At 72.1% G+C, this 12,526-nt stretch carries 2 protein-coding genes; both read left to right on the top strand.

Translation table 11 applies throughout. The features are described from left to right. Positions 1 to 100: 100 nt before the first annotated feature. The gene (locus FHR82_RS09860; RefSeq protein ID WP_221463589.1) at positions 101 to 9,724 is read left to right on the top strand and encodes a toxin glutamine deamidase domain-containing protein; all 9,624 of its coding nucleotides are present in this window, start codon (positions 101 to 103) and stop codon (positions 9,722 to 9,724) included. A 53-nt stretch (positions 9,725 to 9,777) separates the two neighbouring features. Beyond that, positions 9,778 to 12,525, top strand: a complete 2,748-nt coding sequence (locus FHR82_RS09855) for a hypothetical protein (RefSeq protein WP_184809965.1) — start codon at positions 9,778 to 9,780, stop codon at positions 12,523 to 12,525. Position 12,526 lies beyond the last annotated feature (1 nt).

Below are 12,526 nucleotides of genomic sequence, written 5' to 3'. Positions count from 1 at the left end.
GGTCGTCGACGGGTCGGGTTCGCCGTTGACGCCGTCCCAGCAGCCGCCGCTGGTGGATGGCACGAATCAGCCGGAGGTGCCGAGTCAGCGGCCTCCTGTTGTGGATGGCGAGAACTCGCCGGTGGTGCCGTCGCAGCCGCCGCCGTTGGTCGGGCAGCCGAATCCGCAGGTGGAGCAGCCGGTCGTCGACGGGTCGGGTTCGCCGTTGACGCCGTCCCAGCAGCCGCCGCTGGTGGATGGCACGAATCAGCCGGAGGTGCCGAGTCAGCGGCCTCCGGCTGTCGATGGGGAGAACCCGCCGGTGGCGCCATCCCAGCAGCCGCCGCTGGTTGGGCAGCCGAGTCCGCAGGTCGAGCAGCCGATTGTCAGCGGGTCGGACTCGTCGGCGACGCCGCCCCAGCCGCCGCCGTTGGTCGGCCAGCCGAACCCGGAGGTGGAGCAGCCGATCGTCAACGAGTCCGACACGTCGCTCACACAACAGCCCCCGGCGATCGACGGCGAGAACCCGCCGGTGGCGCCGAGCCAACAGCCTCCACCGGTCGAGAAGGTGGAGCAGCCGCCCACCGATGACTCGGACTCGTCGGTGGTGGACCAAACCAACCCGCAGGTGCTGCCCGACCAGGAGCAGCCGACGGTGCGGCACCTGCCGCTCGACGGCAACGGGCAGCAGCCGAACCTCCCACCGTCCGGTCAGGACACTCACCAGCCGCAGTACGTCGACCCGCTGACGCGGCAGCCGGTGCCGGAACAGCAACAGCAGCTGCCGGAGTCGTCGAACCAGCAACCGCCGGTGGTCGCCCAACAGCCACCCCCGGTGGTCGCCGGCCAGGACCGAGGCAACCAGCCCACCACACCGACGGCCGTGCCCCAGAGCACCCGCGTCCCCACCCCGCCCAACACCCGCAAACCCCCGCCAATCCCCAAACCCACCCCGAAGACGACGCCGAACGCCTCCGCGCCGGTCGTGCCCCCGGTCCGCCCGAGCACCCCCATGACGACCGAGGCAGCCGCCGCCCTGGGCGACACCTCCCCGGCCCCCATCCCGGTGGAGACCCACGAGCTGGTCACCAACCCACGCCACCGCACCCCACCGGTCCGCAAGCGCCAGGACAACGACCAGCCGAGCAACGACCAGGGCGAGCAAAGCAAGTCCCCGAAGGCCGACAACCAGCAGAACAAGACACCGGAGATCGACGGCGAGCAGCCCAAGGCGCCGCAGGACAAGAGCGACAGCCAGCGGGACCAGGGCGAGCAAGGCAAGAGCCCGAACACCGACGGCGAGCAGAGCAAGCTCCCAGAGGACAACGGCGGGCAGAGCAGCAGTCAGCAGGACGACAGTCAGCAGAGCCGCACGCCAGAAGTCGACGTCGAGCAGCCTAAGGCGCCGCAGGACAAGAGCGACCAGAGCAACAGCGAGCAGGACAACAAGGGAGAGCAGAGCAAGTCCCCGAAGGACACCGGGGAGCAGAGCGACAGCCAGCAGGACAAGAGCGAGCAAAGCACGGCGCCGAAGGACAAGGACCAGCAGAGCAAGACACCGGAGATCGACGGCGAGCAGCCCAAGGCGCCGCAGGACAAGAGCGACCAGAGCAACAGCGAGCAGGACAACAAGGGGGAGCAGAGCGAGTCCCCGAAGGACACCGGGGAGCAGAGCGACAGCCAGCAGGACGACAGTCAGCAGAGCAAGACGCCGGAGGTCGACGGGGAGCAGCCCAGGGGGCCGCGGAACAAGAGCGACGGTCAGCAGAACGACGGCGAGCAGAGCAAGGGCCCCAACGGCGAGCAGGTCGACGGCCAGCAGGACAAGAGCGAGCAAAGCACGGCACCGAAGGACAAGGACCAGCAGAGCAAGACACCGGAGATCGACGGCGAGCAGCCCAAGGCGCCGCAGGACAAGAGCGACCAGAGCAACATCCAGCAGGGCAAGAAGCCGAAGACCGACGGCGAGCAGAGCACCAGCCAGCAGGACAAGAGCGAGCAGACCAAGGCACCCAGGGACAACGAGCGGCAGAACAGCCAGCAAGACAAAGATCAGCAGAGCAAGACCCCGAAGATCGATGGTGAACAGCCCAAGGGGCCGAAGGACAAGAGCGACCAGGGCAAGAGTCAGCAGGACAAGGGCGAGCAGAGCACGGCACCGAAAGACAAGAGCGACCAGAGCAAGAGTCAGCAGGACAACGGCGAACAGAGCACGGCACCCAAAGACAAGGGCCAACAGAGCAACAGTCAGCAGGACAACGGCGAACAGAGCACGGCACCGAAGGACAAGAGCCAGCAGACCAACAGCCAGCAAGACAACATCCAGCAGACCCACCAGAACAACCAACGCGACAATCAAGACAACAGCCAAGACAACCATCGAGACAACAACCAGCCGAACACCCAACTACCCCAAATCCAACGGGAAGCCGACACCGCCCGCGACCACGTAGCCTCAGCCTTCGGCGTGGCGCGTGCCGCCCACCGGCAGGCGCAGAGCCACCTACCCGCGATCGCCCGGTCCGTCCGCGACGCGCACGGCGCCGTCCTCGGCACCTCGGACGCCGTTGCCCGGGCGCAGCAGCGCGTGCAGGACGCCGGTCAACACCGCGCGAACCTGAACCAGCAGCTCACCAACCTCCGCGGGCAGCAGAACCCCAACCAGGCCGCCATCACCGCCACGGAAGCGGCGATCGCCACCGCGGGCCGGGCCGTGCGCACCGCGCAGGCCGACCTCACGGCCACGCAGGCCTCGCACACCACGGCGACCAACGCGCACAACGACGCCGTCGCCGCGCAGAACCGGGCTCAGCAGGCCGTCAACAGCGCGGGCGCCGCCGTGCGGCGGATCAACAACCAGCTCACCATCGCCAACAACGCTGCCGCCGCGGTGGCGGCCGCCACCGACATCACCACCGCCACCAACCACCGGAACACCGCGCGTGATGCCGAGACCAGGGCGAACACCGCCCGGGACAGTGCCAAGCAGAACGCCGCCACCGCTGAGCAGGCCAAGACCGACGCCACGGACGCCGCCAAGCAGGGCGGGGTCGAACGCGGGCTCACCCAGCTGTCCTCGCTGCCGCCCGGCGCCGAGCTGACCATCGACACGCTCGGGCCGCTGAACCAGGTCGCCGACATGCTCGCCGGGCTGACCGGGGCGCCCTCGGGCGCCGTCAACACCCAGCTCACCAACCTCGGACCGGACGGCCTCGCGAACGCCATCAACGACGGCACGCTCACCATCACCACGCCGACGGGCCCGGTCACGGTCTCACTCACCGCCGACCTGCACCGGCCGGCCGACACCCGGTACGCGCCGCAGCACGACCAGCCCGCCACGACCTCCCGCGACAGCTCGGCGGAGAACTCGAACCCGCTCAGCCAGTCGACGTCGAGCAGCCTGCCGGTGCGCATCCCGGTGCTCTTCATCAGCCCCATCGACGCGGTGGGCGGGGCGATCCGGCCGATGGTCTACGTCGGCGGGGTGGTGAAGCGGGCCCAGAAGTTCGACTCCGGCACCACCTCGAGCAGCAGCACCACCAACCAGCAGACGTACGTGCCGACCACCATGTCGATCACCGCAACGCGGCCGGGACAGCCACCGGCGACGGCACCTGTCCAGACCGGGTTGCGGCTGCCCTCGATCACCCGTACGAACGTCCTCACCCCGAACCCCGTCCCGAACGGCGCGTTCGGGTCGCTGACACCCGTGCCGGTGACCGTCCCGCGGTCGTTCGTGCCGACGCTCGGCGACACGGCGACCGCCGCGCAGGTCCTCCACACCCAGTTGCTCACCCGGAACCAGCACCCCGCGCAGGTCACCGTGGGCGGCACCAACGTGGCCGTCACGCCCACCGGACCGCCCACGATCACGCTCGTCGGCACCTCCGGCGTCGACCACTCGCACTCCAACAGCCATTCCAACAGCTCGTCGACCACCAGGGGCAGCGACTCCACGTTCGGCGCCGGCCTGTACGGCGGCCTGAAGGGCTGGTTCGTCGGCGCGTTCACCGACTTCAGCACCGGCGCCACCGACGGCACCAACCCCGCAGGCGAGCACGGCACCAGCCACTCCACGAGCGACACCGAGCTGGTGTACCGGATCGACCGGCCCATGCGCGTCGGTGGCGCCAACGGCGTGGTGGACACCGTGTCGAGCTCGGTCCAGGTGCCGGTGCCGCTCGCCCGCTCGCTCGGCCTGCCGCTCCCACCGCACCTGTCCGGCTCCCAGAACGTCAACGCCGCCGGGAACCGGCCGACCGCGTACTACTTCGGCAAGGACACGATCCAGTCGGTCAACACGACCAACGTCACGCGCGACCTGTCGCACGGCCTGAGCGCCAAGGGCCAGGCCGCGGTCAACACCAAGTTCGGTTCCCAGAACGGCGCGCGGGACGCGATCTACAACGCCATGCACGGCGGTGACCAGGTCACCTGGCAGGACGGCGGCCGCACCCACGTCCTCGACGTGTACGCCCGTCCCGTGCCGCCGACCACCACCGCACCGTCCGGGCTGACCCAGTCGGGCGCCGAGGACAAGAGCGCCGACCAGTTCCGCCGCACCTACGACTCGAAGCGGTCCGGCCGGTTCGGCGTCGGCGGCGCGCACCTGTTCACCGGCACCGACAGCCCGAACCCCAACGCGCCGAAGGCCACCCCGAAGGACGGTCTACCGAACCCCTACCAGGGCGGGCCCAGCACGTCCGGCGGCCTGCCCCGCGCCTCGATCACCGGCACGTGGGAAGGCGGTCACTCCAACAAGTCCGGCTACACCGGCAAGGACGGCCGCGCGAGCACCTACGACGGCGACCTGCGCGACTTCACCGGCGACGTCGAGTTCGTCACCGTGCACCGCTCCACGAAGACACCGAACTGGGCGCAGCGGTTCTTCTTCGGCGACCGCCAGCTGTTCGGGCCGACCGCCGACAACCGGATCACGGGGCCGCAGAAGGCGGACATCGACCAGGTCATCGCAGGCAACCGGCCCGGGCGCGCCGACCTGCGCACCGTGACGGTGCACAACGCGATCGAGGTGGCGACCGCCGCGGACAAGCTGGAGTGGGCCACCCGGCCGCTGCCGAACAGCACCATGAACCCCGGCATCTACCTCGGCACCCCGCCGACCGCGCCGCCGCGCGTCAACCACGCGGCGTTCGGCGACTACACCAACGTCGAGCACGTGTACGTCACGCCCAACACCACCGAGGGCGTGTACATCGCGATGGCGAAACGTGTCGAGGCGGCGGCGGGCTCCACGGCGGGCCCCGGCGCGACCCGCATCCCGCCGAGTGGTTCCGGGAACTGGTCCTCGTGGGGGCAGCAGCAGTTCACGGAGTCGAGGCCCGACCCGGCGAACCCGGCCGGTCCACCGGTCACCAGGACCTACAACTACAAGAACTCCGAGCTCACCCGCCCGGACACCACCTCCAACGACGCGGTGCGCGACTTCGTCGGTCAGGCGGGCAGCCGGGGCACCGCGACCCAGGGCATCGGCGGCGCCCCCAAGAGCACCGGCCGGATGGTGCAGACCGGCAGGCTCACCGACTTCAACGGTGCCCTGACGGCGAAGGTCGACTACTCCGCGCCACGCCTGATCGACATCCGCCCCAACGGCACGCTGAAGCGCAACCAGGCCGGCGACCACGTCACGGGCAGCACCAAGTCCAACACCTTCGGCATCGACGCCGAGATCAGCCTCGGCTACGCGTCCAAACGCGACGGCAACGTCGCCGCCCTGCTGCGCGGCGTCCTCGGCGGCGGCTGGAAGGGCGGCAAGAGCCACGCCGTCGACCTCACCAGCGGCGCCAAGCACGCGTACGAGTACAAGGGCCCCACCGCGTTCGTGCTGATGGACGCCCGGTACACGTACGAGGCGGACATGAACATCCGCAACGTCATCAGGACCAGGCCGTTCACCGACCTGCCGGTGACCGTCGACCAGCCGAACGGTGTCATCGTGGAGATGCCGGTCGCGCACGCCATCGACCTGTTCGGCGCGGCCGGTGTGCCGGTGCCGACGGACCTCGCGGGTGCGCTGCCCGACGCGAAGACCCCCATGGCCAACCCAGCGCAGACGTTGCTGGCGGGCAACACCGGCTACGCCTCCTACAGCGACACCACCGTCGTCGGCGCCACGCTCAACGGGCCGCTCACGCAGGTCGAGACCACGCTCGACAACCTCGGCGTCACGAGCGGGAAGTGGCGCGCCGACATCCTCGGCCAGATCGACAAGATGCTGAACAGCCCGAGCGGGCACGTGTGGCTGAAGGACGTGCTCGTGGGCGGCCAGGGGCACGGCGGTGTGATCTCCGTGCCGAACTCCGGTGCCGCGCTGGAGGACGTTGTCGACATCCGGGTCACCGCGCAGGAGTCGAACCGGCCGCACCCCGCGCCGCCTGCCCGGCCGATCGACCCGGACAAGCAGAGCAACGCCGACTACGTCACCTCGTCCGTGCAGGACAAGAAGAACAGCGCGTGGAGCGCCGCTGCCGCGATCGAGGCGGGGTTCAACAGCCGTCAGGTGCCCTCGGTCCCGCCGGGGCAGCCGGACGCGAACGGGGTGGTGCGGCAGTCGCAGCCGAACGCCGGTGCGTCGACCGGTTCGTTCACCCCGCAGGTGTTCGGTGGCAGCAAGACGTGGAAGACCGACGAGGTCCTGCCGAGCAGCGAAAGCGACAAGGTCAACACGCAGGTCGACACCGACAAGGTCGGCAGGACGGGCCACGAGGTCGACTACCAGCTGACGATCACCCGTCGACGCGCCCCGATGCCGCTGGTCGACACGCCGCTGCTCGGCGTGCCCAGCCAGTTCGACATGGACCGCACGGCCCCCGCGTTCAACCTGCCGGGGTCGGTCGACCTGCTGTCCCCGAGCGCTGACGCGTCGCCGCCGCTGACGCGGCCGGGGGCGACGCCCACGTTCGACGTGCTGCCCGCACAACCGGCACGGCCGACCCCGATGTTCGACCCGAAGGGCGGCTGGCGCCTCGAGTCGATCGGCGCCGACACCGCCAAGGCGATCCACGACGCGCTGTACGCGCAGCTCGGCAACCAGAAGCTGCCGGCAGGCACGGTGCCGCAGACCCAGATCGACACGGCCGCGAACAACACGACGAGCTACACCAGGCCGGGCAGCAACTCGGAGTACGTGGCGCACACCATGACGAAGGGCTCGTCGATCCACAGCGGCGGGAACGCCATCTTCACCGGCGACAAGTACCACTCCGAGAACACCGTCGGCGGCAAGAACACCTTCTACGACAAGCTGTTCGACTACGGCCTGTCCGCCGACTTCCACCAGAACAGCTTCCGGTTCGTCCAGGCCCTGCCGGAGGGCACGGAGATGAACCTGTCGCAGGAACACGAGAAAGGCAAACCCGAGGGCACGACGACGACCGTGTCCACGAGTTATGGTCCGTCGCTGCCGTTCTTCGCGGGCAGCACGTCCAACACCGGCGCCGCGGGTCCCACGACGGTCGGCACGGGCCCGCCGGTGTCGGAGAACATCACCAACGACGTCACCACCGCGACGTCGTCGAAGACCGGCGGCACCGACGGCGTCAAGTACACGGGCAGGTCGTACCTGTTCCTGGCGAACGCCGACTTCTACAGCGACGTGACCCGCAAGGGTTCCAACTGGACCCACTCGGCGGTCGAGTCGATGCGCGGCGTGTTCGGCAACCGTCCCGACGCCCACACGGTGGTGAGGATCGGTTCGCGGGATGACCTCCACGTCCGGGTGTGGGAACAGGAGGCGCTGGACAAGCGGCTGATCACCATCTCGGACGTGTGGCACCACGCGAACAAGCCGGCGCCGGACGGGTTCACGGTGACCCGCGACGCGGCCGGGGCCGTGTTGCACCACGCTGGTCAGGCCGCGCCGCCCGCGCCCGCGTCCACAGCGCCGGGGCGGACGCTGCACGTGGCGGACGGTGTGGGGCTGGGCGATGTGCGGTCGTTCGTCGGGACGCTGCCGAGGGACATGCGCCCGACCGCGTACACCGTCGACCCGGCCTCCCCTCTCACCCCGGACGCCATCCACGCGGCGGTCGACGACCTCCCGGAACCACCGCCACCGGCAACCACGACGACCACCAACACCGACAGCGGTGGTGGGTCGAGCAAGGGTGGCGGGTCGAACAACGGTGGTGGGTCGAACAACCTCCAGCCGCCGGATTCCAGCAGGGGAGACCAGGGCTCGTCGTCGGGACCGCGGAACAACGACCAGACGTCCGGCAAGGGCAAGGCCCCGGAACAGTTGCCCGCCCCGAACGACGGCAACGGCAAGGCGCCGTCCTTCGACGACTCGGACGACTTGTACTCGGCACCGGCCGACCATCGAGGCAAAGCCTCGGCGCCCGAACAGTTCGTCGACCCGAACAGCGGCAACGGGAAGGCGCCCGCCAACGAGCAGTCCGTGGAGCAGCAGGGCAAGGCGCCTGCGAACGAGCAGGGCGGGAGCCGACAGCCGGAAACCCGGGACCCGAACCCGGACCCAGCCCGGACGACGCGAGTCGACGACGCTCAGGACGCGCTCGGGAACCTCCCACCGGAGCATCAGACCGAACTGTCCGTCGAGCGGCCCGCTGCGGAACAGGCGGCGCGCCGACAGCTGCCGAACCCACTGCCCGACCCCGCCGCGGAAGCGGGGATCGGCGAGCGATCGCGCGACGAGTTCCAGCCCGACGGCGGCCCGGTCACGAGCAACCAGCGCAGCGCCGCCCCCGGCTCGACGGACCAGCTCGGCGCCGCGTTCGACACCGCGAACCAACCACCGGCCCACGAAGACACCGCGAACACGGGCCACACCCCAGCAGAATCCGGACCGGGCAAGCGATCCCGCGACGACTTCGAGGCCGACGGCCCGTCCACCCGTTACGAACCACCCGCGACCCGCCCCGTGCCGGAACGGCTGGTACCACCGTCCCAGGCGGACGTCGACGCGCTGCGTGCCGCCGTGCCGCCCGGCTCGCGGTTCACCGACCCGGCCGACTTCGCCGCGCTGGTCAACGGCACGCGCACGGATTTGGGCCGCGACGTCAACTGCGTGGACGCCTCCCTCGCGTTCCACGCGACCTGGCACGGCGACCCGCGCGTCGCGGGCAGCGCCCCGCGGGGGCCGGCGAGTGGCGCGACGGCGGCCGCCGAGGAGCTGGGGTACGCGCCGGAACTGGTCGGGCGCGGCGCCGACGGGCTCGCCGAGGTGATCGACCGGATCCGGCGCGGCGGTCACGGGTCCGACGCGCTCGTGTTCGGCTTCCCGCGCACCGGCCGGGGACACGCGTGGAACGTCGTGAACCACCACGGCGAGATTTCCATTGTGGACAGTCAGGCTGGCACGGTCGTGCCTGCCGGGCCCGGCGCGCTGCCCGACCTCGACCGGGTCTACGCGATCCCGCTGGACGCCGGCAACGAGTTCATCACCGGGTCGCGCACCCAGCCGCCCCCGGCACCGTCGAGCAGCGACCCGTACGCGCTCGCCGAGCACGAGCGCGCCGTCCGCGTGCACGAGCTGCGCGCGGCAGCGGCGGCGGGGGAGGAGATCCCGGTGCCGGACAACGGCGGGAGGCTCGTGCCCTCGCTCGGCGGGCTGCGGCTCGTCGGCGCGACCGTCACCGCCGCGCTCGCCGCGGAGCTCGCCGCGATGACCGGCCGGGATGTGATCGCGCTCGTCATCGGTGCCGACGCGGAGGAACCCGAACCGCTGCGGTTCACCCCGACCGGACGGCCGCTTCCCGTGTGAGTGAACTCTTCGCGGCCTCCCGACCGTGTCAGGGATGAGTGGGAGGAGGCCGTGTGGAGATCACCGTTGAACGGGTCCGGCACGCGCTCGTCGTCGGGAGGCTCGACGCCGACGGCGCCGCGGTCTTGCTGGCGGCGAACCTGCCACCAAAGCGGGACCGCACGTTCGTCGTCGTGGGCGCCTCCTCCGTCGACGCGATGCGGCGGCTCGACCCGTGGGTCGTCGCCGATCTCGCCGACGAGGTGCGTGGCGACCTGTGCGTGGTGGCGCCGGGCTTCGGGTCGATGGGCGCGGACGGGACCCTGCCGCCCGCCCGGCTGCTCGCGGACCGGCTCGGTGTCGAGGTCACCGCCGCCGACGGCGACCCGGTCGGGCTCGCGGACGGCAGCGTGTTCGTCCCCGGACCGGCAGCGGGCTGGGTGTCGTACCGGCCGGGTGGCAGGCGCACCCGCGTCGGCGCCCGGTTCCCCGCCCCGTGGTGGCAGGACGGACTGCCGGAGGAGGCCGAGCACCTCACCCACGTGCCCGTCGGGCTGTGGCTGCGCCGCCCGGGCAGCGAGGTCCGGCCCGGCGACCCGCTGCTGCGGCAGGTGCCCGACCGCGACCGGATGTACGTCGTGCTCGGCGCGCCGGGTGAGCGGCCACCGGCCGGGGAGACCGTGGCCGAGGTGCTGCGCACGCTGCCCGACGAGGCACGCGACCGCGCCGTCCTCGCCTGGTACGGCGCCGCCGGGCAGGCGGGCGAGCTGGCCCGCGCCGTCGCCGACGCACTCGGCACGCCGGTGCGGGTGGCCCACGGCGTGCCGGGCGACAGCGGACTGGTGCACGTCGACGAGCACGGCACGGCCCGCTGGCGGCCGTTCGCGGTGGAGAGCGTGTACCGGCCCGGCGGGGCCCCGCCGGTGCTGGACCGGTGGGTCGCGCCGCCGCGCCTGCCCATGGCAGAGCCGGGGTCGTTCCGGCTGGTGCCGGGCTGGCGGGTCGACGTCGTGGCGCGGGGACTGGTCGTGCGCCCGGAGACGGTGCGCCCCGACCCCGCGGTCCTGACCGCGCTGGCGGCCGAGACCGGGCCGACCGCCGACATCGTGTTCGCCACCGACGGTCCGGTGCCCGACGGCGTGCTGCCCGCACTGGACCGCCTGGTCCCCGAACTGCCCGCCGACACGAGAGCGGCGCTGCGCATCCTGCCCGCCGACGAGGCCGCCGCGGCGGCGCTCACCGGTGTCGAGGCCGCGGACCACGTCGCGACCGCCGTCACCCTGCTCGACGGCACCGCACCAGGACGGGACCACGCCGTGCCGCCCGTGGGCCGGGTCGTCGTGACCGCAGACGGCCGGATCGTGCCCGAGGCGCCGATCCTCGCCGTCCCGGCACCCCGCGTGGTCTTCACCGCGCCCGTCGCGCCGCTGCCCGCGGTGCCCGCCCCGACGGCGGCACTGGACATCCGGGACGGGGTGCTGGTCGTCGCCGAGGAGGTGGACGAGGAGGAGCGGACCTTCGCGGCCGTGGCGCCCGAGCAGGACGAGGAGGAGACCGAGGCGCCCGAGTTCGTGGCGACCGGTGACGACGCCACCGTGCACACGACCCTGGACCCCGTGCGCGTGGTGGACGGGTTCGCGCCCGCCGTCGGCCCGGTGCTGGACGCCACCACCGTCCCGGACGAGCCACCCAGGTTCGCGCCGTCCGCCGCGCCCGCCGAGGAGGCCGTGAGCGTGGACGAGCCCGTGGCGACCGGGTTCACGGCGTCGGCCGCGCCCGGGGTGCCCGACGCGGACCGCGAGGCCGCGGTGGTCCAGCCCGTCGTGCCCGGGGTCGTGGCACCGGCCGTCGCGGGCCACACCCGGGACACCACGAGGGAAACCACCGTGGTCGTCGTCGGCGCGGGCGGGGACGAGGAGGAGTCCCACCTGGCCGACCTGGCGAACGTCGCCGCGGCGGTCAGCGCGGGGATCCCCAGCGTCGCCGCGGCCACCGCCGTGCCCGCGGTCGTGCCCGTCGCCCAGCCGGAGCAGGCGGCCGAGCCCGCCGCGCGGCCGGTCGCGTCCGTCACCGGACTGCTGCCCGGCCGGGAGTTCGCCCGGCCCGCGGGGAGCGGTGGCCCGGCGGCGATCGAGGTGCCCGAGCACGTGCGCAGCACGGTCGCGCAGCGGCGCGCCATGCGCGCCAAGCTTGGTTCCCGCTACGACATCGCGACCCGCGCGGTCACCCGGCTGCTCTCCGAGCGGCCCGGCCTGCGGTTCGGCGCCGGTGACCACGCGGCGCTGCTCGCCGAGCTGGCCGTCGTGCGGGTGTTCGCCGACGACCCGGCTGGGGACTACGACGCCGACTTCTACGTGTGCCTCGCCGACGGGCTGCGGCGGCTGCCGACGGCACGCGCCGTCGTGGTGCGCGGCATCCCGGCAGGCACCGACCTGCGGCCCGAGTTTGTGATCCGCCTGCCGACGCCGCTGGTCGCCGCGCCCGTCACGGCCCCGGAACCGGTCGGGCCCGCCGAGGCACTGATCTGGACGACCACGGCCCGCCGGCTCGACGGGCTGCTCGACGACCCGCCGCCCGCGGAACCGGACGACGACCGGGAACCCGCCCCCAAGCGGGGCGTCGACGTCGTGCTCTCCGGGCACACCCGGCTGCGGGTGCTCGCCGTCGCGCCGACGCCGGTCCGGCGTGTCCTGCTCGCCGAGGACGGCGCCGCCCCGGAGGCCGCGCTGACCCGGCTGCTCGCGGCCGCCGCGGTACGCGAGGAGGCCGTGGCGACCGCGGCGACCAGCAAGTGGTTCGGCGCGCTGCCCGAAGCGGGCTGAG

Origin of the sequence: Actinophytocola algeriensis, assembly GCF_014203735.1 — a bacterium.
GTDB lineage: Bacteria > Actinomycetota > Actinomycetes > Mycobacteriales > Pseudonocardiaceae > Actinophytocola > Actinophytocola algeriensis.
The sequence above is the reverse complement of the archived record's forward strand: the minus strand, read 5'-3'. Positions and strand labels throughout refer to the sequence as shown.